Here is a 25,227-nt window from a genome sequence, read left to right as displayed (position 1 = left end):
TGGGTCGTGATCCAGCCACTCGGGGTTTTACCGCCGGTAAGTGAATTTATTGTTGCCGGATTTGCCGGGGATTTGAGATCTGGCTCATCCGACAGTGCTTGCGCTTGGCGGAATGATGCGACATGAGATGCGCCGCGGTTGGATGGACCGCCTGCATCCCAAAGGAGACAATATCGTCATGGCCTTTCTTGCCGACGTCCTTTCCCGCGTTAAGCCTTCCGCGACCATCGCAGTGACGCAGAAAGCGCGCGAGCTGAAAAACGCCGGCCGTGACGTGATCGGGCTGGGTGCCGGCGAGCCGGACTTCGACACGCCGGACAACATCAAGAACGCAGCGATCGACGCCATCCGCCGCGGCGAAACGAAATATCCGCCGGTTTCCGGCATTGTGCCGCTGCGCGAGGCGATCGCGAAAAAATTCAAGCGCGAGAACAATCTCGACTACCGGCCGGAGCAGACCATCGTCGGCACCGGCGGCAAGCAGATCCTGTTCAATGCCTTCATGGCGACGCTGAATCCCGGCGACGAGGTCATCATCCCGAGGCCGTACTGGGTCAGCTATCCCGAGATGGTGGCGATCTGCGGCGGCACCTCGGCTTTTGCCGACACCTCCATCGAGAACGGCTTCAAGCTGACGGCGGCGGCGCTGGAAAAGGCGATCACACCGCGCACCAAATGGCTGTTGATGAACTCGCCGTCGAACCCTTCGGGCGCCGCCTATACCGAGGCTGAATTGCGCGATCTGGCCGACGTGCTGTTGAAGCATCCGCATGTCTGGGTGCTGACCGACGACATGTATGAGCACCTGATCTATGGCGACTTCGTCTTCAAGACCATCGCCGAGGTCGAGCCGAAGCTTTATGAGCGCACGCTGACCATGAACGGCGTGTCGAAGGCCTATGCCATGACCGGCTGGCGCATCGGCTATGCGGCCGGGCCGGTGGCGCTGATCAAGGCGATGGACATGATCCAGGGCCAGCAGACGTCCGGCGCCTGCACCATCGCGCAGTGGGCGTCGGTCGAGGCGCTGAACGGTCCACAGGATTTCATTGCAAAAAACAAGGCGATCTTCCAGGCGCGGCGCGATCTCGTCGTGTCGATGCTCAACCAGGCGCGCGGCATCACATGCCCATCGCCCGAAGGCGCCTTCTATGTCTATCCGTCCTGCGCCAAGCTGATCGGCAAGAAGACCAAAGCCGGCAAGGTGATAGACAGCGACGAGACCTTCTGCTCGGAGCTGATCGAGGCGGAGGGCGTGGCGGTCGTGTTCGGCTCGGCTTTTGGCCTCGGCCCGAACTTCCGCATCTCCTACGCCACATCCGAGGCGTTGCTCGAAGAGGCCTGCACGCGCATCCAGCGCTTCACCGCCTCGCTGACCTGATCAGGGCATCCCGAACGCCAAAACCCGGCCGCGAGCCGGGTTTTCGAGGCGATAGGCACCAGCCTCATCCCTGCTGATTGGTTTCGCGCGCCGAACGCGCCTCGGCCGGCGCCAGAACCGTGACCAGAAGCCCGGCCGTGACGAACGAGACGATGGCCGCCGTCAGCATCGCCGCATGGAAGCCGCCGGCATAGGCGGCTGCGAACAGAGCGCGCAGGCCGTCCTCGCCCATCGCCGCATCGGCTGCGAAATCGTGTCTTGAAACGGCGGCGCGGGCCACCGCTCCAGCATTGGCGACCCCAGCATTTTCAAGATGCGCCGTCAGCAGGGTTGTTGCCCGCATGCTCATCAGGGCGCCGAGCAGCGCGATGCCGATGGCGGTACCGCCCTGGCGGGTTGCGTTGATCACCGCCGACACCATGCTCGACCGCTCGCGCGGCGCAAACGACATCGCGGCGGCGCTGCCGGTCGGGATCGACAGCGCGTTGCCGAGGCCGCCGACGGCAAACAGCAGGCCGATCGTCACATAGGGGCTTGAGGCTCCAACCCAGCACATGCCCAGCATAGAAAACCCGCTCGAAAGATAGCCGGCGGCCATCAGCGCCGAATGTCCGTAGCGCTGACTGAGCCTGCCGATCGCCGGCGATACGACCATCTGGACAAGGAACAGCGGCGCCATGCGCAAGCCGGTCTGTGTCGGCGACCAGCCCTGTGCCTGCTGCAGGAACATCGAATAAAGGAAGACGCCGGTGTAGGAGGTGAGGCCGAGCGCGAACGATGCGACATTGGCGACGGCAAAGCGAATGTCGCGGAACAGGCCAAGCGGCAGCATCGGCCGCGGCGTGCGCGCCTCGAAGGCAAGGAAGACTGCAAAGCCGGCCAGGCCGGCAACAACGGCCGTGACCGTCCGCGGATCTGCCCAACCGTTTTCACCTGCCGATATCAGGCCAAAGGTCAGCGCGCCCAGCCACAGAATGCTGAGCGCCAGGCCGACAAGGTCGAGATGAGCATGCTCGGGATGGGAAGTCTCTACGATCGAAGCTGCACCCAGCACGATCGTGGCCAGGCCGAGCGGCAGGTTGATCAGGAAAATGCTCTGCCATCCGGCGGCTTCGACCAGGATGCCGCCGACGACGGGGCCGGCGAGCAGCGAGATGGCGGCAAACGACGCCCAGCCGCCAATGACGCCGGCGCGCTCGCGGGCATCGGGAAACGCCTGCGTCAGGATCGACAGCGCGCCCGGAATGATCAGCGATCCGGCGATCCCCTGCACCACCCGGCCTGCCAGCAGCACCGGCAGGTTGGGCGCGATTGCACAGATGGCAGAACCAGCCACGAAGATGCCGATGCCTGCCAGCCAGGAGCGCTTGCGCCCGTAGCGGTCACCGATCAGGCCTGCCGACAGCATGAAGGCAGACAGGCAAAGCGTGTAGGCGTCGATCACCCATTGCAGCCCGGCGAAGTCGATGCCGAGCGCAATCTGGATCGTCGGCAGGGCGACATTGACGATGCTGATGTCGAGCAGCGCGACGAATGTGCCGAGATAGACGGCGGCAACAAGAGGCAAGCGACGATTCGACATGACGACTCCAAACCTGAGTGTTGAAATCACCTATAATGATCAGACGCGACGCGCTTTAGAACCGATCAAAAGCGCCCGGCTCAGCCGCCATACTGCTCGTCCGTCACCTTCTCCAGCCAGTCGGCATGGACGCCGTCGGGCGCCTCCTGCATGGCGATATGCTCCATCGCCGATTTCGGGGCAGCGCCGTGCCAATGCTTTTCATCAGGCGCAAACGAGATAACGTCGCCGGCCCGGATCTCCTGTATCGGCCCGCCCCAGCTTTGCGCGAGGCCGGCGCCTGATACGACGTAGAGCGTCTGCCCAAGCGGATGCGTGTGCCAGTGGGTACGCGCGCCGGGCTCGAAACTGACCATGATGGCGCGCAGACGCGCCGGGGCTTCCTTCTCGATGATCGGCGTCTGCAACACACGGCCGGTGAAGTACTTTTCCGGCGCAATGACGGTCGGCACGCTGCCGCAGGCAATGATCTTCATCGTCGCGAATCCTCAAGCTGATGGCGGACCGGTCGGCGACGGCCGTTCCTTTTTTGTCGCAAGAAACGGGCACTTTCGTCCGATAACCATCATGGCGCAACCGCTTTTGCGGCTGTTCGGTGACGGCTCGGTCGCGGGATTTGATGGGGAACCTAGGCTCGCACCCGTCGGCCCCACCGATCACGGCTCAGCATCCGCAACGTCAGGCAGCCCTCAAATCCCTTGCCCTCCCGGCTAACCCGTGGGACGATGCTTTTGGGCAGGTGGCGAACTGAAAAAGAGCCCCGCCCGCGACGGTCGACAGGCCGGCCGCCGCTCCCAGGGAAACGCCTGAGTGGAGGTCAGTCATGGGAACTCGCGCCGGAGGACGACGCACGGGACCGAAATGCATTGCCATAGTCGGTCCCTTTGCAAGCGGTAAGACGACACTTCTCGAAGCCATATTGGCCCGCACGGGCGCCATTCCCCGCCAGAATCCCGTTTCCTCGGGAAACACCGTTTCCGACCATTCGCCCGAGGCACGCGCCCACGCCATGAGCGTCGAGGCAACCTTTGCCACCACCGAATTCATGGGCGAGCAACTCACTTTCGTCGATTGTCCCGGCTCCATCGAATTCTCCTTCGAGGCAGAGCCGGTGCTTGCCGCCTGCGACATCGCGGTGGTCGTCGCCGAGGCCGACGAGAAGAAGATTCCTGCTCTGCAGCTGATCATGCGCAAGCTCGACGATCTCGGCGTGCCGCGCATCATGTTCCTCAACAAGGTCGACAAGGCGATATCAGGCGTGCGCGACACGCTGAAGATGCTGCAGCCGGCAAGCTCGGTGCCGTTGCTGCTTCGCCAGGTTCCGCTGCGCAAGAACGGCGTCGTCATCGGCTCGATCGATCTCGCTCTGGAGCGCGCCTACATCTATCGCGAATATGCCGAAAGCGAGGTGGCCGAGATTCCGGGCGACGACAAGGCGCGCGAGTTGGAGGCTCGCTTTTCCATGCTGGAGACGCTCGCCGATCATGATGACCAGTTGATGGAGCAGCTCCTCGAAGAGATTGAGCCGCCGAAGGACGCGATCTTCGACGATCTCGCCGCCGACCTGCGTGACGGCGCGGTCACCCCCGTGCTGATCGGCACTGCGGAGAAGGGCAACGGCGTGCTGCGCCTGTTGAAGACGATCCGCCACGATGCGCCCGACATCGAGGCGACCCGCAAGCGCCTTGGCGCACCGGACGGAAATGCGACCGTGGTCCAGGTGATGAAAACCATTCACACCGCGCATGGCGGCAAGCTGTCGGTCTCGCGCATCCTTTCCGGCCAGCTTGCCGACGCCTCCGAGCTCTTCCTTTCGAATGGCGCCACGGCAAAAGTCTCCGGCATCTACAGAATGCTCGGCAAGGATCAGTCCAAGCTCACCTCGGCCAAGGCCGGCGACACGGTCGCGCTCGGCAAGCTGGACGACGTCACGACCGGCCAGACGCTGAGCTCGGCCAAAGGCGGCATCAAGCCGCTGGTAACGCTGGCGCCGCCGCAACCGGTCTTTGCCTTCGCGTTGCGCCCGAAGGAACGCAAGGACGAGGTGAAGATGTCGGCGGCCATCCAGCGCCTTGCCGAGGAAGACCCCTCACTCAGCCTGCGCCACAATCAGGATTCGGCCGAAACCGTGCTGTCGGGCCATGGCGAGATGCATCTGCGCGTCGTGCGCGAGCGGCTGGAAGGCAAGAACCAGATCCCGATCGAAGGCCATCCGCCGGCCGTGCCTTATCGCGAGACGATCCGCAAAACGGCGCAGCAGCGTGGCCGCCACAAGAAGCAGTCGGGCGGCCATGGCCAGTTCGGCGACGTCGTGATCGAGATCAAGCCGCTGCCGCGCGGCTCCGGCTTCCAGTTCACCGACACCATCACCGGCGGCGCCGTGCCGAAAACCTATATCCAGTCGGTCGAGACCGGCGTGCGTGATTATCTGAAATCCGGCCCGCTCGGCTTTCCGGTGGTCGATGTCGCCGTCAATCTGTCCGACGGCTCCTATCACGCCGTCGATTCATCAGACATGGCCTTCCAGATGGCGGCGAAGCTGGCAATGAAGGAAGGCATGGCGGCCTGCTCGCCAGTGCTGCTCGAACCGGTCATGAAGGTCGAGATCGTCACGCCGTCCGACGCGACGTCGAGGATTATCGCCCTGATCCCGCAACGGCGCGGCCAGATTCTCGGCTACGATGCGCGGCCTGGCTGGCCGGGATGGGATGTGGTCGAGGCGACCATGCCGCAGGCCGAGATCGGCGACCTGATCATCGAGTTGCGTTCGGCCACCGCAGGCGTGGCCAGCTATCGTGCCGCCTTCGACCATATGGCCGAACTCACCGGTCGCTTGGCCGACGAGGCGTTGAACGCCAATGGCAAGGCCGCCTGACACTGGATTTGGCGCCAGTATCGCAGGCTGCTGAACACAAGGAAACGGCGTCCGGAATGATCCGGACGCCGCTCTCTTGCGGACCGTCTTCGTGGGAGGCGAAACGGCAGGTCCGCCGCACATGCCGCCAGCGCCTGACGGCCTCAGCGGAAGAATGGTTCGGACGCGGTAGCCGCCTGAGCCCGGATCGTCCGAGTGATGCCCCCATCTCCCGCACGAACCACACCGCGTCCTATGATCTGCTTAGTCGATGCTGGGCGCCTGTGACAGGTTACCTGAGGTTACATGTCACTGTTACGTGACAATTTCGGTCGGCTTTCCCTCAGCGCCAGCAGGTTTCGGGCAACAAAAAAGCCGGATCAATGAAGATCCGGCTGAGTTTGATTGGAAGTGCCTGTTAGGGCTAACCTCCAGAGGGGAACACTCGAGGGCGCTAATGGGAGGAGAACGCGCCCAGGAGATGATCTATATATGTGCTCATCATGCCCAAGAAACAAGCATCTATTTTGCAACACACGCATGCAAAATGACACAGGCTGTGGTCTAATCCATTCCTTGCCCTCGTAGGACCAGCAAAATCGTCGAAATGCGATGCACAGCCAGGAAAAAAATCGACGCGATATAGCGAATCAGAGCCGATTTTCGCTCCAAATGCAGAAGACAACGAATGACGTCGAATCAGGCAGCATGCGTTTATTTTTGCAGCAGCCGCGTATCGGCCCGAAATTGGAATCGATTTTTCGCTGCGCTGACCTTCGGTTCGAAACGCACGACGCGTAGACTCCAAGCGCTAGAGTGTACTTTGTGCGTCCAAGTGGAAGCACTCCACTCTAGAAGGAAGCTCAATGAGGACACGTCAGGCGATCGCCGGCAGCGCGTTATTCTTCATTGCAGCGCCCGGCGTGGTCGCGGGATTGCTGCCCTGGCTGTTGACCGATCGCTATCGTCTGCCATGGTCTACCCTGCCCGGCTTGGTGCCGGTCGGCTGGGTCCTGATTGTCGTCGCAGCGGCCTTGCTGCTTCATGCCTTCGCCCGTTTTGCCTTCGAAGGCCTGGGCACGCCCGCCCCGGTCGCGCCGACCGAGCAACTGGTTATCGGCGGCATCTACCGCCATGTCCGCAACCCGATGTATCTGGCGGTGCTGTCGATCATCCTTGGCCAGGCACTGCTGTTTTCGAGTTGGACTCTCATCGCCTATGCCGCTATCGCCGCCATCGCCATGGTCTCGTTCGTGAAGCTCTACGAGGAACCGACGCTTGCCCGCCGCTATGGCGCCGACTACGAGGCCTACCGCCATGCCGTTCCAGGCTGGCTGCCCCGCCTGACGCCATGGCGCGGCCAGTAAGAGATGATCGTCCGCGGTGCAAGGCAGGAAGCGACGTGCAGAAGGGTTAGAACGACCAGCTGCGCGCCTTGGCGATAATGAAATCGCGGAAGACGTGGAGTTTCGCCTGGTTCTTCATCGCATCGGGATAGGCGAAATAGGTGTCGAAGGACGGCACTTCGGTCTCCGGCAGCAACTGCACCAACCCTGAGTCCTTGCTGACCACATAGTCGGGCAGCATGGCGATGCCGGCGCCGCCCTGTACCGCGCGCTTGATCGACAATATGTCGTTGATCTGCAGCGTCGGCACCCTTTGCCCGCCTTCGAAATCGCCAACCGTTTCCAGCCAGTTCAATTCCGACAAATGCGCCGGCACCGGCACGCCGAAGGTGACGATGCGATGGGCCTTCAACTCGGCGATCGACGCCGGCTTGCCATACTTGTTGACGTAGGAGGGCGCCGCGTAGAGATGGAAATGCACGGTGAACAGGCGGCGCTGGATGAGATCAGGCTGCTGCGGCTGGCGCAGCCGGATCGCGCAGTCCGCCCGGCGCATGGTGAGGTCGAGCTCCTCGTTTGCCAGGATCAACTGCAGGCTGATCTCGGGATAGAGCTCGATGAATTCCTGCACGCGCTCGGTCAGCCAGCCGGCGCCAAGCCCCACCGTGGTCGTCACCCTGAGCACCCCGGAGGGCCGGTCCTTGGCCTCGGTCAGCCGCGACTTGATCGTCTCCAGCTTCATCAGCACGTCATGCGCCGTGCGGAACAGCATCTCACCTTGCTCGGTCAGCACCAGGCCGCGGGCATGGCGATTGAACAGCGGCACGCCGACGTCATGTTCGAGCGCGCTGACCTGCCGTGAAATCGCCGATTGCGACAGATGCAGTGTCTCGGCGGCATGGGTGAACGACCCAGCTTCCGCGGCAGCGTGAAACACGCGTAGCTTGTCCCAGTCCAACGCCATGATGCCCCTCGTTCTGTTTTTGGCGTCTGAATGAAAAATCAGGCTTTTACGCGGCTTTTCTCGGCCGCTTCCCTACTCCGCTGCTTCGCGGTGAACTTCGATCCCGGCAAGGTACTTCTCCGCCTCAAGCGCGGCCATGCAGCCGAGCCCCGCCGCCGTCACCGCCTGGCGGTAGATGTCGTCGGTCACGTCGCCGGCGGCGAACACGCCCGGCATGTCGGTGCAGGTCGAATCCGGCGCCGTCCACAGATAGCCGTTCGGCTTCTGCTTCAGCTTGCCGGCGAACAGCTCGACCGCCGGCGCATGGCCGATCGCCACGAACACGCCGTCGACCGTCAGATGCATCTCCTGGCCGGTCACCACATTGCGCAGCTTCAGCCCTTCCACCGACGGCGGCAGCGGCATCTTGCCGGACTGGCCGGTGATCTCGTCGACAACGGTGTCCCAGATGATGCGGACATTGTCCTTCTTGAACAGCCGCTCGCTCAGGATGCGCTCGGCCCGGAAGTCGCTGCGCCGGTGGATGACCGTCACGCTCTTTGCCAGGTTGGAAAGGTAGAGCGCCTCCTCCACCGCCGAGTTGCCGCCGCCGATCACCGCGACATCCTTGCCGCGATAGAAGAAGCCGTCGCAGGTGGCGCAGGCCGACACGCCGAAGCCCATGAAGGTCTGTTCGCTCGGGATGCCCAGCCATTTCGCCTGCGCGCCGGTGGCAATGATCAGTGCGTCGGCGGTATAGGTGGTGCCGGAATCGCCCTTGGCGCGGAACGGCCGCACATTGAGGTCGACCTCGGTGATGATGTCGTTGATGACGTCGGTGCCGACATGCTCGGCCTGTTTCAACATTTGTTCCATCAGCCACGGACCCTGGATCGGATCGCCAAAGCCCGGGTAGTTTTCGACATCGGTGGTGATCATCAACTGACCGCCCTGCTGCAGACCGGCGACCAGCATCGGCTTCAGCATGGCACGGGCGGCGTAGATTGCCGCCGTATAGCCGGCGGGACCGGAGCCGATGATGAGAACGGGTGCATGCTTGGTGGTCATAGCAGGGCTTTCACAACAACCGGACGCGAATGAAGCGTCCGGCACAGGGATCGATATCGGCCCTAATCTAGGTGTTGCAGGCGACGCCAGCAAGACGACCTGGCCTTCGTCCCCGGAAAGCTTCGGCACAAACAGACGATCCATGAACATCTTGCGCAGTGACTGTCCGAAAATCACCGGCTGAAGGGATGGAATGGACACCAAAGTCGTTTAATTACAAAATCACGAAAGATTCTTGCGTGAAGCGCCGAAGGTATCCATGCCGCTCAAAGCCGATCTCGACGCCATCGACTGGAAGATCCTGCGCGAGCTTCAGCACGACGGCCGCATGACCAATGTCGAGCTGTCCGGCCGCGTCGGCATTTCGGCGCCGCCATGCCTGCGCCGTGTCAGGCGGCTGGAAGAGACCGGGATCATCCGCGGCTACCGCGCCTTGCTCAATGCGCCGGCGCTCGGCCTGGACGTCGTCGCCTTCTGCCTCATCGGCCTGCATCACCAGGCCGACGCCGAGCTCAAAACCTTCGCCGAACGCACCCGCGGTTGGCCGATCGTGCGCAACGCCTGGATGGTGTCGGGCGAATCCGACTTCCTGCTGCATTGCGTGGCGAGCGACCTCGGCGCCTTCCAGACATTCGTCATCGAGGAGCTGGCCTCGGCGCCGAATGTCGACACGGTGCGGACGGCCCTGACCATCCGCCGCGTCAAGGACGAGGGCTTGGTGGCTTTCAGCGAAGTGAGAACTTAATCCCGGCCGAGTTCGGCGATGGCGTCGCAGAGTTTGCTGTGATCGTTACCGGTCGTCAGTTTGCGCGTCGTGAACGTACTATCGCCAGCGACTCGATTGAATTTGCCGCGCACCAACCAGCCCTCGCAAAGCCCGGCTCGCCGTCCGGCTTCCATGTCATCGGCCTTGTCGCCGACGATGATTGATCGGCTGATATCCACGCCCAGCAGATCGCGGGCACGCAGAAGCATGCCCGGATTTGGCTTGCGCATCGGATGGTCACCTGCTGCCAGTTCACCCGTCCCGCTCGAATGGTAGGCGCAGGCGAGCACCAGATCGATCCGGCAACCCTGTGCTTCGAGAAGCGCCAGCAGCCGAGCATTGACTGCGGCGAAATCCGGCCAGCCGAAATAACCGCGAGCTATGCCCGACTGGTTGGAGACCACGATCGCAGGAAGGCCAACGAGGTTGGCCGTTCGGATCACCGGCAGCATCTCCGGCCGCAGCACGATGTCAGCTGGATCGCTGGGATAGCCGGTATCGACATTGACGGTGCCGTCACGATCGAGGAACAGCGCCGGCGTGCCGGCTGGAAAGACCGAGGTACCGATCCGCTCGACCCACAGGCCCGGCTCTTCGAGCGGGTATGGATTCGACCTCACGACAGGGCCGATGTCAGCCATCGCAGAGGCGCGCTTCGACCATTTCGCACAGATGATGATAGAGGCATAGATGCCCCTGCTGGATGATCGGCGTCGAGGTCGAGGGCACGTTGAGCAGGATGTCGGAGAGCGGCTTGAGCTTGCCGCCGGTGTCGCCGGTCAGGCTGATCACCGTCATGTCCATCATGCGCGCCTGTTCGGCGGCGGCGAGGATGCTGGCCGAGTTGCCGCTGGTCGAGATGGCGAGCAGCACAGCACCCGCCGCGCCATGCGCCTCGACCTGGCGTGAAAACACCGTGTCGAAGCCGTAATCATTGCCCCAGGCGGTCAGCACCGCCGCATTGGCCGGCAGCGCGATCACGTTGTAGGCCTTGCGCTCCTTCAGGAAGCGGCCGACCAGTTCGCCGGCGATGTGGATTGCGTCGCTCGCCGAGCCGCCATTGCCGCAGATCAGCAGCGCCTTCCCTTGCGAAAGTGCGGCGACGACAGCGGTAACCGCCCGCTCCATCTCGCTGCTGAGGTCGCGCTCGACCATCGCGGTGATCGCGGCCGCCGAGCGGACCAGGTAATCGTTCAGTTCGGACATGAAACCCTCAGTTTGTATTGCCGGCGCGCAACTTGCCGATGGTGCCGGTGGTGCTCTTGCCGGCGACGAGATCGACCAGCACAACGCGGCCGCCCGCCTTCTGCACCACTTCGGCGCCGACCACCTGATCGATCGTATAATCGGCGCCTTTGACCAGTATGTCGGGCTTCAGCGCCTCGATCAGGCCGAGCGGCGTGTCTTCCTCGAAGACGACGACGGCATCGACCGAGGCAAGCGCCGCCAGCACGCAGGCGCGGTCATGCTCGTCGTTGACCGGGCGCCCCGGCCCTTTCAGCCGGCGCACCGAGGCATCGCTGTTGAGGCCGAGAACCAGCCGGTCGCACTGGCTGCGCGCCGCATGCAATAGGCTGACATGGCCGGCGTGAAGGATATCGAAACAGCCATTGGTGAAGCCGACGCTCAGGCCTTCGTCCTTCCACGTCGCCACCAGCCGGGCGGCGGCGGCGGCATCAAGGATTGCATCCTTGTGGGCAATCGGTCCGTGCGAGCGAAACAACGCGCCGGTGAGTTCCTCGACCGTCAGCCGCGCGGTACCGCGCTTTCCCACCACCACGCCACCCGCCGCATTGGCGATGGCGGCGGCCATGATGCGGTCGGCGCCCGCGGCAAGAGCCAACGCAAACGTCGCAATGACAGTGTCGCCGGCGCCGGAAACGTCGAACACTTCCCGCGCCTGCGTGGCGATGTGCCGGGCATCGTCCGCGCCGACGACGCTCATGCCCTTTTCGCTGCGCGTCGCGACGACGAAATCGAAGCCATGTGCAGAGATCAGCTCGCGCGCCGCGGCCACGATCTCGTCATCGGCAAACACCGCGCGTCCGACCGCTTCGCCAAGTTCTTTGCGATTGGGGGTGATCGCCGTCGCCCCGGCATAGCACGCATAGTCACGGCCCTTGGGATCGACCAGCACCGGCTTTCCCGCTTCGCGGCAGATCGAGATCAGCTCGCCGGCGACGCCGTCTAGCAACATGCCCTTGCCGTAGTCGGATAGGATGACGATGTCGGCTTGCGCGAGCGCGGTGCGGAAATGTCGGACCAGCGTCGCCCGCTCCGCGTCGCCCAGCGGCTTGATTTCCTCTTCGTCGAAGCGCAGCACCTGCTGGTTGAGCGCGCTGAACCGGCTTTTCGACGACGTCATGCGGCTCGCGTCCTGCGCCAGGCCGCCGGTGTCGACACCAAGCTCGGCGAGCATTCGCATGAGATTGTTCCCGGCATGATCGTTGCCGATCACTGAGACCGGTATCGCCGCAGCGCCGAGCGAGACGATGTTGGAGACGACATTGCCGGCGCCGCCCATCGCCGACGTTTCGCCACGCCCGCGCAGCACCGGAATAGGCGCTTCAGGTGAAATCCGCTCGATGACGCCGTTGACGAAACGGTCGAGGATGAAGTCGCCGACCACCAGCACGGTGACGCTGCTGAACCGCGAGATGGCACGGTGAAGGGGTTCGGGAGAAGGCAGGTATTGCTCGCTCATGTCATCCGCGACGTGCAATGGGAACCGGTCCCGGTGCTGCGAAAGCACTGGACTGGCAGGGCTGGTCGTTCATGGCGAAGCCGATATACCGCAATTCGGCCCAACGCAACGGCGGGCGCCGAGCGGATCAGAGTCAACGCCGGTTGGCGGATCAGCTTTTCTGCAAAGCCACATGAACGCCCAATCCGACGAGCACCGCACCGCCCGCACGCCGCATGAGGCGCTGCGCGTGGCTCGAGCGCCGCAGCCTGGTGATCAGCGCGCCTGCCAATACCACGCACATGACATCCGCCGAGGAGAACATCAAATTGACGATCGTCCCGAGGACGAGGAATTGAAGCCAGACGGGAAATGTCGCCGACGCGTCGATGAATTGCGGCAGGAACGCCATGAAGAAGATCGCCGTCTTGGGATTGAGCACCTCGACGGTGATGCTCTCGAAAAAGGCGCGGCTGGCCGATTTCGGCACAATGCCCGGGATGACGGCATCGTCTTGCGCCCTGGCGCGGAACAGCGAGACACCCAGCCAGATCAGATAGAGCGCGCCGGCCAGCTTGACCGCCACGTAGAGCGTCGGCACCGCGTGGAAAAGCACGGACAGCCCGGCAGCAGCGGCGATGACATGCGCATAGCCGCCAAGATGAATGCCCAGCGCCGCCGTCAGGCCGGACCAGCGGCCGCGCGCCATGGTTTGCGCAGCAGCGTAAAGCATCGCCGGACCGGGAATGTAGGCAAAGATCGCCGTGGTGGCGAAGAAGGCGATAAGCAGTTCGGTCGACGGCATTGCCTTGCTCCTGTCGCGCTTCGCCGGTGAGTCGCCGACTGAAGCGATTGCTTTGCGGCGGCACTGTGACGCTCACCCAGCCGCCGGATTGCGACCTGCTTTATCGACAGCCTCGCCAGCCTCCCCTATAAGGGCCGGAATCGGCACAAGATACCAGAGGCTTTCATGATCATCGTCACGGGCGGCGCCGGCATGATCGGCTCCAACATCGTTGCCGCTCTCAACGCCGAAGGGATTAGCGACATCCTCGTCGTCGACGACCTGACCGACGGCCACAAGATCGCCAATCTCGCCGATCTGCAGATCGCCGATTATCTCGACAAGGACGATTTCCTGCCGCGGATGGAGGCGGGGGACCTTGGCCGCATCGAGGCCGTCTTCCACCAGGGCGCCTGCTCGACCACCACCGAGTGGAACGGCAGGTTCATGATGGAGGTCAACTACGCCTATTCGAAGCGGCTGCTGCATGCCTGCCTCGCGCTGCGGGTGCCCTTCCTCTACGCCTCCTCCGCGTCGGTCTACGGCGGTGGCGCCGAGTTTCGCGAGGAGCCGGAATGCGAACGCCCACTCAATGTCTATGCCTATTCAAAGAAGCTGTTCGACGACTATGTCCGCCGCACCGTCTTCGATACCGATCATTCGCCGGTGGCGGGCCTGCGCTATTTCAACGTCTACGGACCGCGCGAGGCGCATAAGGGCGCCATGGCCTCGGTCGCCTTCCACTTGTTCAATCAGGTCGAGCAAGGCCAGAACCCGAAGCTGTTCGGCGCCTATGAAGGTTTCGGACCCGGCGAGCAGAGCCGCGATTTCATCCATGTCGGCGATGTCGCCGACGTCAATCTGTGGCTGTGGAAACGCGGCTTAAGCGGCATCTTCAACTGCGGCACCGGCCTTGCCCAGCCGTTCCGCGCCATTGCCGAAACGGTGATCGGCGCGCTGGGCAAAGGCGAGATCGAGTTCATCGACTTCCCCGACCACCTCAAGGGCAGCTACCAGAGCTTTACGCAAGCTGATATGTCCCGGTTGCGCGCCGCCGGCTACAATGGTCAGTTTCGCACAGTGGAAACCGGCGTCAGAGACTATGTCGAATGGCTGAAAGCCCAACGATCCTCGTGATCGGCCCACGCTGGGTGGGCGACATGGTGATGGCGCAGTGCCTGTTCTCGGCGCTGAGGGACCTTCACCCGAACGCCGCGATCGACGTGCTGGCGCCGGCATGGGCGGCGCCACTGGTCAAGCGCATGCCCGAAATACGCCAGCAGGTCGAACTGCCGCTGAAATCCGGCGCGCTGGAATTCCGCACCCGAAGGCGCTTCGGCCGCCTGCTGCGCGGCCACTACGACATCGCCTATATCATGCCTGGAAGCTGGAAGTCGGCGCTGGTCCCGTTCTTTGCCCGCATTCCGCGCCGCATCGGCCATCTCAAGGAGATGCGCTACGGGCTGCTGACCGATATCGTCCCCTTGCCCGACCATGTGAAACGGCGCACGGCGCAGGCCTTTTTCGGCCTCGCGCAAGGGGGCACGTTCCGCGCTCCCAAGCTCGCTGTCGATACAGAAAACCAGGCGACATTGCTGGGCCGCTTCGGGCTGGAGGCGAAAAAATTCGTCGCGCTGATGCCCGGCGCCGAGTTCGGGCCGGCCAAACGCTGGCCGAGTGAACGCTATGCCGGCCTTGCCCGCGACATGATGGCGAAAGGTTTTGCGGTCGCGATGTTCGGATCGAAGAACGACGCCGAGGTGACGGCGGAAATCGCTACGCTTGCACCAGGCGTTGTCGACCTCGCCGGCCAGACGCGGCTGGAGGACGCCATCGACCTGATCGCCGCGGCCAGGCTTGCGGTGTCGAACGACAGCGGACTGATGCATGTCGCCGCCGCGGTCGGCACGCCGATCGTTGCCGTCTACGGCTCGACCTCGCCGCAGAACACGCCGCCGCTTGCCGAGCAGCGCGAACTGGTCTGGCTCGGCCTGTCCTGTTCGCCCTGCCATCGGAAAATCTGCCCGCTCGGCCATCTCAATTGCCTGAAGACGCTCGAGGTGGCGCAGGTCGCAGCGGCAGCGGAACGGCTGCTGGAAATGCCGGCCGCCGCATGAGGGTGCTCATCGTCAAGACATCCTCGATGGGCGACGTCATCCACACGCTTCCGGCCCTCGAGGATGCTCGCCGCAACCGGCCGGACGTATCGTTCGACTGGTGCGTGGAAGAAGCCTTTGCCGGCATCGTGGCCCTACATCCGGCGATCGCAACCATCCACACTGTGGCGATCCGGCGCTGGCGCACGCGTCCGCTCGGCCGCAGCACATGGCGCGAGGCGGCAAGATTGCGTCGCGCCTTGCGCGATTGCCGCTACGATCTCGTCATCGATGCCCAAGGATTGCTGAAATCGGCCCTGGTGGCGAAACTGGCCGCGGCGCCGATCGCAGGCTTCGACCGCTCGAGCGCCCGCGAGCCTTCGGCGACTTTGTTCTACGACCGCCGCTATGCCGTGCCGCGCGATCTGCACGCCATCGAACGCACAAGGCGGCTGTTCGGGCTGGCGCTCGGCTATGAACCGGATTTTTCCAGGCTTGAGTCCGGCATCGTGCCGCCGGCCAGCGTTTCGACCTTTGTCGGCGGAAAAACCGCCTTCCTGCTGCACGGCACCAGCCGCGAGGACAAGAAATGGTCGGCCGGCGACTGGATCGAGACTGCCCGGCTTCTCGCGGAGAGAGGAATGACGCCGGTCACCACCTGGTCGAACGACAGAGAAAAGGCGGTTGCCGAAGCGATCGTCCAGGCCGTTCCGCAAACAGTGCTGGTGCCGAAATCACCGCTTGCCGAGATCGCCGCGATCATCGGCCGATCGGTGCTGGTCATCGGCGCCGACACCGGCCTCACCCACCTCGCCAGTGCCTTCGGCCTGCCGACCGTCGCCGTGTTTCTGGCGACAGAACCCGGCCTGACCGGCCCGCGCGGACCGTTCTCGTCAACGCTACTGGCCCCGCCCGGCGGTCACGTCGCGCCTGTGGAAGTGGTGGCGGAGGCCGAGAGGCTTATGGCGCTCAAATCGCAAGCACCGACGTAGGGCCTTTTAGGAATTCGCTCCGGTGAGTCGGATGGCGTGGTTTTCGAGAACCGGAGCGGAGCGTACATTTGGGTACGTGAGCACCGGAAGCGCAGAAAGCCGCGTTAGCCGGCCGCCGGAGTAGAATTATCAAAAGGCCCTAGATGAACTGCACCTGGACGATCTCATAGCCCCGCGCACCGCCCGGCGCATTGACCTCGATCGCATCGCCGACTTCCTTGCCGATCAGCGCCCGCGCGATCGGCGAGGAGATCGAGATGCGGCCGGACTTCACGTCCGCTTCCTGGTCGCCGACGATCTGGTAGGTCTTCTTCTCTTCCGTGTCCTCGTCGACCAGCACCACGGTGGCGCCGAACTTGACCTTTTCGCCGCTGAGCTTGGTGACGTCGATCACCTCGGCTCGCGCGATGAAGTCCTCAAGCTCGTTGACGCGGCCTTCGTTGAGGCTCTGCGCCTCTTTCGCCGCGTGGTATTCGGCATTTTCCGAAAGATCGCCATGCGAGCGCGCTTCTGAGATTGCTTCGATGATGCGCGGCCGCTCTTCCTGCTGGCGCCAGCGCAGTTCTTCCTTCAATGACGCGAACCCCTCGCCTGTCATCGGGACCTTGTTCATAATGCCTGACCTTTCCTGCCGCCGCCCCCGCATTCCGGGAACGACCTTGTCGATGGGTACAAAAAGAAAACGGTCCGGCAGCCTCGGGCCAACGGAACCGTCTCACCGCAATTTCCCCCAATATAGCAATCTTCGCGGGTTTTTCACGCCAAAAAAATCGGTTTTGAAAAATTCACCCGCCATCTGTGGAAATGCCGTCACGGCAGCACGGTTCGCAGGGCAGGCGTAACAAAAAACCGGCTGCGATTGCTCGCAGCCGGTTTGAGGAGCGTTGGAGGGTCGAATCAGCTCTTCATGAAACGGTCTATCTGCTCAGACAGCATGCCGTATTCACGAGATCCCTTGCCGGTGCGCTTTTCGATCTCTCGGAGCTGTTTCTGGGCGCCGGCGAGATCGCCGATCTGCAGATGCGCCTCGCCGAGATATTCACGCACCAGCGTGTAATCAGGATCGATGCGCAGCGCTTCCTCGTAGTAGCCGAGGCCGACGGTGACGCGCCCGGAATGGCGATGCGAGTAGCCGAGATAGTTGAGGATGCGTGGGTCCTGCTTGTTGGCGGCCAGGCTGAGCACGGCGATAGCCTCATCATAACGTCCGGCCATCGCCAGCGCGTGGCCGGCTTCATAGATGTTGTCGTCGTCCAGCATGCCCTGCTTGGGTGCAACGCACTTCTTCAGCTTCTTGTCCCAGACCGTGCCTTTCTTGCACTGGGTGGTGGTCTGGTCGCTCCCGCCCCCACCTTCACCGGCCGAAAACACCGGAACAGCAAACAGCGGCAAGGCGGCAACCGCCAGAACCTGAATCAGCAATCGTCTGCGCATCGAAGCCTCCTTGAAGCATGACAATGCAGGACTAACGCCGGGCAAAAGCCGTTTCATCCCGGAAAAACTCGTGGCCTGCTGAAACGTTTTGGAAACGGTCCGTGCCGGCCGCAAAAATTGAAGAGCCGAACATGACGTGACGAGCGCTGCAAATTCGCTATCATCCAACATACGGCAAACGGCAAACGGAGTATACGGAGAATGCCAGTGCGGCGGCCTCTTGAAAAGGAATGGGAGCTTTCGATCGGTCCCGACACGGTGCGCCTGTTCATCCTCAAGGCGAAGGCGCTGAGCGCCGCCATCAACGAAGACTATGCCGATGGCGCCGAGCACGAGGTAGAGCTCGACGGCCAGGCGCACGACAACCACCACCATGACGGTCTCGTCGAGGAAAGCTCCGAAAACCTCACCGAAGAAGAACTGCGCGAGCTGATCAACGACCTCAACGTCGATGAGGCGGCCGAACTCGTAGCACTCGCCTGGGTTGGCCGCGGCGACTACGACGCCTCGGAATGGACGGACGCGTTGACGGCCGCACGCGAGCGCGCCAATAAGCGCACGGCGAAATATCTGCTCGGCATGCCGCTGCTGGCCGACTGGCTGGAGGAAGGGCTGGAAGCGATCGGTGCGTAACGCCGCGGTTACCGTTCGTGATCGGCCAAACCCTCATTCAGGGCAACTTCCGCATTCGCCCGCCGTTAAGATCGAATGGCGGCGCTCACCCTTCCCGGATTACTCAGATTGGCGCTGCCTTTGGCGGCGGCGATACTGTTCGCAGGAGCGGCGCTGGCCCAAGCTCCGGAATTGCCTGAAACCGTGCCCGTCCCGGAGCTCAATCGATCGCAATCGGCGCAAGAAGCCGCACCTGCCGACGTGCCGGTTCCCGAGCCGCGCCCTGATGTGCCAAAGCCTCCTGCGACCGACACGCTGAACCAGCAGAAGTCGGACCAGCCTAAGGAAGCCCGGCCGGAGCCGCCGGCAATCGCTCCAACGCCGCGCCAAAAGCCGGACGAGGCGGAACCGCCGGCCACCGCCCCGAAACCGCCGGAGAAGCCGGCGCAAGCGCAGGAGAAAGAAATCCCTCCCGACCCGCGCTCGGCCTCTGTGCCGCAGGAGAAAATGCCGGAGGAGGAACTTGCCTGCCGCAGGCGGCTGAAGTCGATGGGCGTCGACTTCGAGGAACGCAAGGCCGAGCACGATGCGGCGGTCGGCTGCTCGATCCCCTATCCGATCGCGCTGAAGACGCTGGGCAAGTCATTGGATATCAGCCCCGAAACCGAGCTGAACTGCCAGATGGCCGAGGCCGCCGCGCGCTTCGCCACCGATATCATCCAGCCGGCGGCCAAAGCCGAGCTCGGCGCCAATCTCAAGTCGGTTAGCCAGGCGTCCGCCTTTGTCTGCCGGCCGCGCCACGGCGGAGGGAAACTGTCTGAGCATGCTTTCGGCAACGCGCTCGACATCGCCAGCTTCACGCTTTCGAACGGCAGAAAGATCGACGTCGGCCCGGTGCCGCCGGAAAAGGACGCGAAATTCCTGAACGCGGTGCGCAAGGCAGCTTGCGGACCGTTCAAGACCGTGCTTGGCCCGGGCAGCGATGCGGATCATTCGCTGCATCTCCATCTCGATCTCGCCCCGCGTCGCAACGGCGGCACCTTCTGCCAGTGACATGATCCCGGACCGGCATGCGCGCCGCAATTTGGCCGCAGCCGTAAACGCGGCCGCTGATTTTTCCTTTACTCTTGGCGGTTAAGCTCTGTCTCATCTGATCATGATCCCGAAAAGTGGGATCCGGTTTTCGGAGAAAGATCAGGATCAAACAATTAGGCAGAGCCTGATCGGGATCAGGCTCTGGGACAGGGATCTTGTCGATGGCCGGGATATTTCGCGCCGCGTTTGTCGCCGTGCGGCAAACCAGACGCGCGCGCATGATTGCTGGCGCGCTTGCGATCGCGGCGATCTCAGCCTGCACCACAGGCAGCGTGCTTTCGCTGGAACCGGCCGTCGATGTCGGCAGCCAGACATCAGCTGTCCCGAAATATGCCGGCATGCAGAGCCTCGTCCCGTCCAACCCGTACATGACCGCCGCCTACCCACGCATGGACGAGCCGATGGCGCCGACCGAACAGATGCCGGCCAGCGAGATCGACTGCCGCAAGGAGTTGAAACGCCTGGGCGTCGTCTACACCGACCTTGCGCCGATCCATGAAGGCCAGTGCGGCATCGACTATCCGGTCAAAGTCTCGGCCATCGGCAGCATCGGGATGAAGCCTGCCGCGACGCTGACCTGCGACATGGCCGCCACCTTCGCCGGCTGGACCAGGAATGAACTGGTTCCGTCCGCCCGCTGGCGTTATTTCTCCGGCGTCAAGACCATTCGCCAGGGCTCGAGCTATTCCTGCCGCAGGATCGCCGGCGAAGGCGTGCTGTCGGAGCACGGCAAGGGCAACGCCCTCGACATCATGAGCATCGAGCTCAGCAATGGCAACGACATCGACGTGCGCAAGCCCGGGCTGTTCGCCTTCCGCACGCGCGGCTTCCTCAACACTGTGCGCGCCGACGGCTGTCAGTATTTCACCACGGTGCTTGGTCCCGGCTACAATTACGACCACCGCAACCATTTTCATTTCGACATCAAAAACCGCAAGAACGGCTACCGCGCCTGCCGCTAGAGCATCGGACCCAAAAGTGGATACCGGTTTGGGATAACCCGATGATCCAAACAACATGACACCGAGCGCATGCCCACTGCCCAAGGTCTGCCCCGCCGCGTAGAATGATGCCACATAAAGTGATGCCATATCACCGGGGTGGTACCTCGTGAGCCGACGAAGTCTTCGACGACGCGCAACGACCTGGCTGGTAGCATTCTGTGCCGGCTATCTCGTGCTCGCCTATTTCGCCGCGCCGGAATTCTGGACCCTGCGGGACCGCAACTTCCGCACACAGCGCTTCGAGATGGTGACGCACACGCCGCAAGGCATTGCGGGCGATCCGATCAATGTCGGCCTCGTCGGTACCAAAAAAGAGCTGGTCCATGCCTTCGCGGTCGCCGGATGGGACACGGCCGACGCCATCACGCTGAAGACCGCGATCGAGATCGGCGAAAGCGTGCTGTTCGATCGGCCCTATCCCGACGCGCCGGTCAGCCGGTTGTTATTCGAAGGCCGTGCACAGGATCTGGCCTTCGAGAAGCCGGTCGGCGACAGTGCCGACCGCCGTCATCACGTCCGCTTCTGGCAGACCGACGCGACCGGAGACGATGGCCGGCCGCTCTGGCTGGGTTCGGCAAGCTTCGATCGCGGCGTTGGGCTCAGCCACGACACCGGCGCGATCACTCACCATATCGGTCCCGACATCGACGCCGAGCGCGATTTCCTGATCCGCGACCTGTCTGCCGCAGGCATGCTGATCTCGACCAGCGAGATACCAGGCATCGGTGCGACAAAGGCTGGGCGCAATGGCGGTGGCGACCCTTACTTCACCGACGGCAAGGCGGTGGTGGGCGTGCTCAGGCAGCTGCCGTAGGCGCGTCGCTGGCGATCCTTGGCCGGCCCGATCACGTCAGCGCGGTGCGGCTTCCGCTTTCGGCTGCTCTCTCGATCGCGGCGATGATGCGATGCACTGCGACCGCATCCTCGAAGCTCGGCGCCGAGCGGGTACCCTCGCGCAGATCCTGGGCCATCCTGGCATAAACGCGGGCGACGTTCCCCGGCTCCACATCCTCCGGCCAGCCGGAACGGTATGAGGCGGGGACCTCCAGCGGCCGGAACACCTTCTCCCCGTTCCGCGCGCCTTTGAGGGAAAGCTGCACCATCTGCGTGTGGCCGGAAGGACCCGATATCAGGATATCGCCTTCCGTGCCGTTGATCTCCCAGACCAGGCCGTCGTCATATCGAGCTGCCCCGCCTCGATAATGGATGGACAGGGGCGCGCCACTGGCGAGGACCCCGCTGACCAGCACCTGGTCAGGGGCGGACACGGGCAGCGTTTCCCCGGTATCGACGGCGAGCGCCGTGGGCCGCCGCGTGGCCAGCACCGCGGATACCTCCGCGACTTCGCCGAGCACATCCCTGAGCGCCGCCAGCGTGTGCCCCACCGGGATCGTCAGCATGGTGGCGCCGTTGGCGCGATCCAGCAGATAGGCGTAGATCTTCTTTTCGGAGATGGAGCCTCCCCAGCCGCCGCCCCGCGCTACCAGGGTGGTCGACAGCACCTCGCCGACGAACCCGTCGGCGATCAGATGTCGCAGATACTCAATTTCGGGAGCAACGCGCGCTTGGGTTCCGACCACGCCCAGGACGCCCTTGGCCCGGGCAAGCGCGGCGAGTTCCTCAGCCTCGGCCAACCCGTTGCCAAGCGGCCATTCGCAGTAGACGTGTTTGCCCGCGCCGATCGCCGCTTTCACGATCTCCAGGTGAGGAGGCACCTTCACCGTAACAGTGACGATGTCGATCTCCGGCGCCGCGATCAACTCGGCAACGCTGGCGAAGGCCCGCGGCAGTCCGGTCGCGCCGGCCGCCTTCTCGGCGCTGGCCAAGTTGGTGTTGGCGACGCCGACGATCTCGAAGCTCTCCGATAGTGCATTGAGCGCAGGAATATGGGCCCGTGCCGCCCAACTCCTGCCCGGTTGCAATCCGACAATACCGACCCTGAAGCGTTGTCCTGGCATGGTGTTCTCCTTCACGCAGCTTTGGCTTTGCCGTTAGGATCGCGAGACCGGCCGTTCCGGAATCCTGCCCGGACAGGCTTCGACCTGGACAGTCCGAATTCGCCCGTCTGCCAGGATCTGTTGATGCCGGACCTGCTGATATCGAGGCTCATCTCGTTCCGTGCTCCGCGTTTGGTGACTACGCCGGACATCTATGCGGTTTCGCTATGGAATAAAACTCTCCGGTAGTGCATATTTGGAAACAGATTGACGAGAAAAAATATACAAACGGAGAGCGGCGTTGGAACCAGCCGGCCTGCAAGGCATTCTCGCATTCGTTCAGGTGGTCGAGGCCGGCAGCTTCACCGATGCCGGCAGACGGCTGCATGTGACGAAATCGGCGGTCGGAAAATCGATCGCGCAATTGGAACAGCGACTGGGCGTTCGCCTGCTCAACCGCACGACCCGCAGCCTGAGCCCGACCAGTGAAGGCTTGGGCTATTATGAAGCCTGCGTCAGGGCACTGTCCGAAATCGAAGCCGCCCAGTCATTGCTTGCCGCACGCCGGCTGGTGCCTTCCGGCCGGCTTCGCGTCGACGTGCCCCTGGCCTTCGGCCGCAGATGCGTGGCACCCGTGCTCTTCGAGATATCCAAGCGGTTTTCGGATCTGACGATCGAAATCTCGTTCAACGACCGGCGCGTCGACCTGATCGAGGAAGGCATCGATCTGGCGGTCCGCATGGGCGACCTGGATGACAGCCTGTCGCTCGCCGCGCGCCGCATCTACGCCCAGCGCTCGGCCATCTGCGCGGCGCCCTCCTATCTCGAAAAATACGGCAGGCCGCGATCGGTTGATGATCTCGCAAACCACGGCGTCATCGGCTACGGCCGCGACGGCGTTGTCCGGCCCTGGACCGTAAAGCATGCCGACGGCCATGTTGGAAAATTCGTGCCAAGGGCGCGGCTTGTCCTCGGTCACGGCGAACCGATGCTGGATGCAGCCCTTGCCGGGTGCGGCATCGTCTTTCTGCCGACCTGGCTGGCGGCCGACAGCCTCAAGAGCGGCGAACTCGAGACGGTCCTGTCGGACTGTCTCGTCGAAGACATCGTGGTGCATGCCGTCTGGCCGGTGACACGCAGCCTGACGCCAAAGGTCCGTGTCGTCGTCGACGCCCTGATCGAGCATTTTTCGTCGCCGACATGGGACGCCGCATGAGATGGTTGCCCCCGCCGCCATGAAAAATGACGTCCATCTATTTTCGAAGACCTCGCCGCAATGCTATTGACCCCTCATGCTTTACGTTGAAATCGCTATCGTGGTCGTCCTCATCTGCGTGAACGGCCTTCTGGCAATGTCCGAGCTTGCCATTGTCTCGTCGCGGCCTGCCCGTCTCAAGGCAATGATCGACCGCAACGTCACGGGTGCCGGCCGTGCCTTGGCGCTCGGCTCCAATCCCGGCAAATTCCTGTCGTCGGTGCAGATCGGCATCACCCTGGTCGGTGTTTTATCAGGCGCGTTTTCCGGCGCCACGCTGGGCGAGCGGCTGTCTGTGTTCCTGGAATCGACGGGTGTGCGCGAAAGCCTTGCCGACCCGATCGGCGTCGGCATCGTCGTCGCCCTCATCACCTACTTCTCGCTGATCATCGGCGAACTGGTGCCCAAGCAGATCGCGCTGCGCGATCCCGAGCGCGTCGCCGCCAAAGTTGCTCCGGCGATGACCATCCTTGCCACCGTCTCGGCACCGCTGGTGTTCCTGCTCGACATCTCCGGCCGCGCCATGCTGTGGCTGCTCGGCCAGCGCGGTGAAAGCGAGGAGAAGGTCACCGACGAGGAGATCAAGATGCTGGTCGCCGAGGCCGAACATCACGGCACCATCGAATCGGACGAGCGGCGCATGATCGCCGGCGTCATGCGGCTCGGCGATCGAGCCGTCCGCGCGGTGATGACGCCGCGCACCGAGGTCGACTGGATCAACCTGCAGTCCGACGACGCGGCGACCCGCAAGCTCCTGATGGAGACGCAGCATTCGCGCCTCCCAGCCGGCGATGGCAGCGTCGACGCCATGATCGGCGTCGTCCAGACCCGCGACGTGCTGGCCGCGATGCTTGGCGGTCGCGCGCTCGACCCGCGCCAGCACGTGCGCGCCGCTCCCATCGTCCATGACCAGGCCGACGCGCTGGATGTCCTTTCGACACTCAAGGAATCCAACGTGCCGATGGCGCTGGTCCATGACGAATACGGCCATTTCGAAGGCATCGTCACCCCGGCGGATATACTGGAGGCCATCACCGGCGTCTTCCGGGCGGATCTCGACGCCGGCGACGAGGAGAACGCCGTCAAGCGCGAGGACGGCTCATGGCTGCTCGCCGGATACATGCAGGCCGACGAGATGGCAGACGTTCTCGGCATCGACCTGCCCGAGAACCGCGACTACGAGACCGTCGCCGGTTACGTGTTGTCGCACATGCACCATCTGCCGGCGACCGGCGAATGCGTCGATGCGCAGGGCTGGCGCTTCGAGGTCGTCGACCTCGACGGCCGCCGTATCGACAAGCTCATCGCCACGCGCCTGCCCGGCGGCCATCGCGAAATCGTGCGGTAACAATCAACACGATTGTAGGCCTGTTCGAGTGTCAGCTCTGTGGCCGC

General features: G+C 63.3%; 24 protein-coding genes. 13 read left to right on the top strand and 11 right to left on the bottom strand.

Annotated features, from left to right (window positions below):
• Nucleotides 1–178: 178 nt before the first annotated feature.
• On the top strand, nt 179–1,381 hold the full coding sequence (locus tag EJ075_RS19190; RefSeq protein WP_126105322.1) for a pyridoxal phosphate-dependent aminotransferase: 1,203 nt from the start codon (nt 179–181) through the stop codon (nt 1,379–1,381).
• A gap of 64 nt (nt 1,382–1,445) precedes the next feature.
• On the opposite strand, the gene EJ075_RS19185 is transcribed toward EJ075_RS19190, so the two are convergent.
• Nucleotides 1,446–2,963 carry an MFS transporter gene (locus EJ075_RS19185; protein WP_126105321.1) on the bottom strand — a complete coding sequence of 506 codons (1,518 nt, stop codon included), beginning with the start codon at nt 2,961–2,963 and terminating at the stop codon, nt 1,446–1,448.
• Nucleotides 2,964–3,043: 80 nt separating this feature from the next.
• Nucleotides 3,044–3,439 carry a cupin domain-containing protein gene (locus EJ075_RS19180; RefSeq protein WP_126105320.1) on the bottom strand — a complete coding sequence of 132 codons (396 nt, stop codon included), beginning with the start codon at nt 3,437–3,439 and terminating at the stop codon, nt 3,044–3,046.
• Nucleotides 3,440–3,786: 347 nt separating this feature from the next.
• Between EJ075_RS19180 and EJ075_RS19175 the strand changes: the two genes are divergently transcribed.
• Together EJ075_RS19175 and EJ075_RS19170 are read left to right on the top strand one after the other, a co-directional pair.
• Complete coding sequence (locus EJ075_RS19175) at nt 3,787–5,838, top strand: elongation factor G (protein WP_126105319.1); 2,052 nt, start codon at nt 3,787–3,789, stop codon at nt 5,836–5,838.
• Between the two features lie 845 nt (nt 5,839–6,683).
• On the top strand, nt 6,684–7,184 hold the full coding sequence (locus tag EJ075_RS19170; RefSeq protein WP_095488900.1) for an isoprenylcysteine carboxylmethyltransferase family protein: 501 nt from the start codon (nt 6,684–6,686) through the stop codon (nt 7,182–7,184).
• Between the two features lie 46 nt (nt 7,185–7,230).
• Here the strand turns inward: EJ075_RS19170 and EJ075_RS19165 are convergent, their stop codons facing one another.
• Together EJ075_RS19165 and trxB are read right to left on the bottom strand one after the other, a co-directional pair.
• Complete coding sequence (locus EJ075_RS19165; protein WP_126105318.1) at nt 7,231–8,127, bottom strand: LysR family transcriptional regulator; 897 nt, start codon at nt 8,125–8,127, stop codon at nt 7,231–7,233.
• 72 nt (nt 8,128–8,199) lie between these two features.
• Nucleotides 8,200–9,174, bottom strand: a complete 975-nt coding sequence (gene trxB, locus EJ075_RS19160) for a thioredoxin-disulfide reductase (protein ID WP_095488898.1) — start codon at nt 9,172–9,174, stop codon at nt 8,200–8,202.
• 259 nt (nt 9,175–9,433) lie between these two features.
• On the opposite strand from trxB, the gene EJ075_RS19155 reads away from it, so the two are divergent.
• Nucleotides 9,434–9,919: an Lrp/AsnC family transcriptional regulator gene (locus EJ075_RS19155; RefSeq protein ID WP_126105317.1), complete on the top strand. Its 486-nt coding sequence runs from the start codon at nt 9,434–9,436 to the stop codon at nt 9,917–9,919.
• On the opposite strand, the gene EJ075_RS19150 is transcribed toward EJ075_RS19155, so the two are convergent.
• The 4 genes from EJ075_RS19150 to EJ075_RS19135 all read right to left on the bottom strand — a co-directional run bounded on the left by EJ075_RS19150 (nt 9,916) and on the right by EJ075_RS19135 (nt 13,428).
• Nucleotides 9,916–10,581 carry an HAD family hydrolase gene (locus EJ075_RS19150; RefSeq protein WP_095488896.1) on the bottom strand — a complete coding sequence of 222 codons (666 nt, stop codon included), beginning with the start codon at nt 10,579–10,581 and terminating at the stop codon, nt 9,916–9,918. The two genes, EJ075_RS19155 and EJ075_RS19150, sit on opposite strands and share 4 nt — an antisense overlap.
• Nucleotides 10,574–11,146, bottom strand: a complete 573-nt coding sequence (locus EJ075_RS19145) for an SIS domain-containing protein (RefSeq protein ID WP_095488895.1) — start codon at nt 11,144–11,146, stop codon at nt 10,574–10,576. The genes EJ075_RS19150 and EJ075_RS19145 overlap by 8 nt, the downstream gene beginning before the upstream one ends.
• A 7-nt stretch (nt 11,147–11,153) precedes the next feature.
• Nucleotides 11,154–12,644 carry a D-glycero-beta-D-manno-heptose-7-phosphate kinase gene (gene rfaE1 / locus EJ075_RS19140; protein ID WP_095489221.1) on the bottom strand — a complete coding sequence of 497 codons (1,491 nt, stop codon included), beginning with the start codon at nt 12,642–12,644 and terminating at the stop codon, nt 11,154–11,156.
• Between the two features lie 151 nt (nt 12,645–12,795).
• The gene (locus EJ075_RS19135; protein WP_095488894.1) at nt 12,796–13,428 is read right to left on the bottom strand and encodes a LysE family translocator; all 633 of its coding nucleotides are present in this window, start codon (nt 13,426–13,428) and stop codon (nt 12,796–12,798) included.
• A gap of 165 nt (nt 13,429–13,593) precedes the next feature.
• On the opposite strand from EJ075_RS19135, the gene rfaD reads away from it, so the two are divergent.
• Genes rfaD through waaC form a run of 3 tightly spaced genes read left to right on the top strand, consistent with a single transcriptional unit; the run spans nt 13,594 to nt 16,495 of the window.
• Nucleotides 13,594–14,544, top strand: a complete 951-nt coding sequence (gene rfaD, locus EJ075_RS19130) for an ADP-glyceromanno-heptose 6-epimerase (RefSeq protein ID WP_126105316.1) — start codon at nt 13,594–13,596, stop codon at nt 14,542–14,544.
• Nucleotides 14,517–15,524, top strand: a complete 1,008-nt coding sequence (gene waaF / locus EJ075_RS19125; protein ID WP_126105315.1) for a lipopolysaccharide heptosyltransferase II — start codon at nt 14,517–14,519, stop codon at nt 15,522–15,524. Before rfaD ends, waaF begins: the two co-directional genes overlap by 28 nt.
• Entirely contained in the window at nt 15,521–16,495 is a 975-nt protein-coding gene (gene waaC / locus EJ075_RS19120) for a lipopolysaccharide heptosyltransferase I (protein WP_126105314.1), read from the top strand. The genes waaF and waaC overlap by 4 nt, the downstream gene beginning before the upstream one ends.
• Before the next feature lie 139 nt (nt 16,496–16,634).
• Here the strand turns inward: waaC and greA are convergent, their stop codons facing one another.
• Nucleotides 16,635–17,108, bottom strand: a complete 474-nt coding sequence (gene greA, locus EJ075_RS19115; protein ID WP_065012064.1) for a transcription elongation factor GreA — start codon at nt 17,106–17,108, stop codon at nt 16,635–16,637.
• 284 nt (nt 17,109–17,392) lie between these two features.
• Nucleotides 17,393–17,929, bottom strand: coding sequence for a tetratricopeptide repeat protein (locus EJ075_RS19110; protein ID WP_126105313.1), 537 nt, complete (start codon nt 17,927–17,929; stop codon nt 17,393–17,395).
• Nucleotides 17,930–18,136: 207 nt separating this feature from the next.
• Between EJ075_RS19110 and EJ075_RS19105 the strand changes: the two genes are divergently transcribed.
• The 4 genes from EJ075_RS19105 to EJ075_RS19090 all read left to right on the top strand — a co-directional run bounded on the left by EJ075_RS19105 (nt 18,137) and on the right by EJ075_RS19090 (nt 21,454).
• Complete coding sequence (locus EJ075_RS19105; protein WP_126105312.1) at nt 18,137–18,562, top strand: DUF3775 domain-containing protein; 426 nt, start codon at nt 18,137–18,139, stop codon at nt 18,560–18,562.
• Nucleotides 18,563–18,637: 75 nt separating this feature from the next.
• The gene (locus tag EJ075_RS19100; protein ID WP_126105311.1) at nt 18,638–19,594 is read left to right on the top strand and encodes an extensin family protein; all 957 of its coding nucleotides are present in this window, start codon (nt 18,638–18,640) and stop codon (nt 19,592–19,594) included.
• A gap of 203 nt (nt 19,595–19,797) precedes the next feature.
• Nucleotides 19,798–20,598 (top strand): extensin family protein, encoded by an 801-nt coding sequence (locus EJ075_RS19095; protein ID WP_126105310.1) that lies wholly within the window; start codon nt 19,798–19,800, stop codon nt 20,596–20,598.
• 148 nt (nt 20,599–20,746) lie between these two features.
• Nucleotides 20,747–21,454, top strand: a complete 708-nt coding sequence (locus EJ075_RS19090) for an LssY C-terminal domain-containing protein (protein ID WP_095488887.1) — start codon at nt 20,747–20,749, stop codon at nt 21,452–21,454.
• 31 nt (nt 21,455–21,485) lie between these two features.
• Here the strand turns inward: EJ075_RS19090 and EJ075_RS19085 are convergent, their stop codons facing one another.
• The gene (locus EJ075_RS19085; RefSeq protein WP_095489219.1) at nt 21,486–22,598 is read right to left on the bottom strand and encodes a Gfo/Idh/MocA family oxidoreductase; all 1,113 of its coding nucleotides are present in this window, start codon (nt 22,596–22,598) and stop codon (nt 21,486–21,488) included.
• Nucleotides 22,599–22,878: 280 nt separating this feature from the next.
• Between EJ075_RS19085 and EJ075_RS19080 the strand changes: the two genes are divergently transcribed.
• Both EJ075_RS19080 and EJ075_RS19075 read left to right on the top strand, forming a co-directional pair.
• Nucleotides 22,879–23,793, top strand: coding sequence for a LysR family transcriptional regulator (locus EJ075_RS19080; RefSeq protein WP_126105309.1), 915 nt, complete (start codon nt 22,879–22,881; stop codon nt 23,791–23,793).
• Between the two features lie 76 nt (nt 23,794–23,869).
• Nucleotides 23,870–25,180, top strand: a complete 1,311-nt coding sequence (locus tag EJ075_RS19075; protein WP_126105308.1) for a hemolysin family protein — start codon at nt 23,870–23,872, stop codon at nt 25,178–25,180.
• Nucleotides 25,181–25,227: the final 47 nt, after the last annotated feature.

The sequence above is a fragment of the Mesorhizobium sp. M6A.T.Cr.TU.016.01.1.1 genome (assembly GCF_003952585.1).
Lineage (GTDB): Bacteria > Pseudomonadota > Alphaproteobacteria > Rhizobiales > Rhizobiaceae > Mesorhizobium > Mesorhizobium mediterraneum.
This window is presented reverse-complemented; position numbering and strand designations above follow the sequence as displayed.

Coding starts and splice junctions, on each gene's coding strand:
- EJ075_RS19095 (WP_126105310.1), top strand. CDS start 19,798: ATGGCCGGGATATTTCGCGCCGCGTTTGTCGCCGTGCGGCAAACCAGA.
- rfaD (WP_126105316.1), top strand. CDS start 13,594: ATGATCATCGTCACGGGCGGCGCCGGCATGATCGGCTCCAACATCGTT.
- greA (WP_065012064.1), bottom strand. CDS start 17,108: ATGAACAAGGTCCCGATGACAGGCGAGGGGTTCGCGTCATTGAAGGAA.
- EJ075_RS19135 (WP_095488894.1), bottom strand. CDS start 13,428: ATGCCGTCGACCGAACTGCTTATCGCCTTCTTCGCCACCACGGCGATC.
- waaF (WP_126105315.1), top strand. CDS start 14,517: ATGGCTGAAAGCCCAACGATCCTCGTGATCGGCCCACGCTGGGTGGGC.
- EJ075_RS19170 (WP_095488900.1), top strand. CDS start 6,684: ATGAGGACACGTCAGGCGATCGCCGGCAGCGCGTTATTCTTCATTGCA.
- EJ075_RS19150 (WP_095488896.1), bottom strand. CDS start 10,581: ATGGCTGACATCGGCCCTGTCGTGAGGTCGAATCCATACCCGCTCGAA.
- waaC (WP_126105314.1), top strand. CDS start 15,521: ATGAGGGTGCTCATCGTCAAGACATCCTCGATGGGCGACGTCATCCAC.
- trxB (WP_095488898.1), bottom strand. CDS start 9,174: ATGACCACCAAGCATGCACCCGTTCTCATCATCGGCTCCGGTCCCGCC.
- EJ075_RS19180 (WP_126105320.1), bottom strand. CDS start 3,439: ATGAAGATCATTGCCTGCGGCAGCGTGCCGACCGTCATTGCGCCGGAA.
- EJ075_RS19100 (WP_126105311.1), top strand. CDS start 18,638: ATGGCGGCGCTCACCCTTCCCGGATTACTCAGATTGGCGCTGCCTTTG.
- EJ075_RS19155 (WP_126105317.1), top strand. CDS start 9,434: ATGCCGCTCAAAGCCGATCTCGACGCCATCGACTGGAAGATCCTGCGC.
- EJ075_RS19110 (WP_126105313.1), bottom strand. CDS start 17,929: ATGCGCAGACGATTGCTGATTCAGGTTCTGGCGGTTGCCGCCTTGCCG.
- EJ075_RS19185 (WP_126105321.1), bottom strand. CDS start 2,963: ATGTCGAATCGTCGCTTGCCTCTTGTTGCCGCCGTCTATCTCGGCACA.
- EJ075_RS19165 (WP_126105318.1), bottom strand. CDS start 8,127: ATGGCGTTGGACTGGGACAAGCTACGCGTGTTTCACGCTGCCGCGGAA.
- rfaE1 (WP_095489221.1), bottom strand. CDS start 12,644: ATGAGCGAGCAATACCTGCCTTCTCCCGAACCCCTTCACCGTGCCATC.
- EJ075_RS19190 (WP_126105322.1), top strand. CDS start 179: ATGGCCTTTCTTGCCGACGTCCTTTCCCGCGTTAAGCCTTCCGCGACC.
- EJ075_RS19085 (WP_095489219.1), bottom strand. CDS start 22,598: ATGCCAGGACAACGCTTCAGGGTCGGTATTGTCGGATTGCAACCGGGC.
- EJ075_RS19175 (WP_126105319.1), top strand. CDS start 3,787: ATGGGAACTCGCGCCGGAGGACGACGCACGGGACCGAAATGCATTGCC.
- EJ075_RS19145 (WP_095488895.1), bottom strand. CDS start 11,146: ATGTCCGAACTGAACGATTACCTGGTCCGCTCGGCGGCCGCGATCACC.
- EJ075_RS19075 (WP_126105308.1), top strand. CDS start 23,870: ATGCTTTACGTTGAAATCGCTATCGTGGTCGTCCTCATCTGCGTGAAC.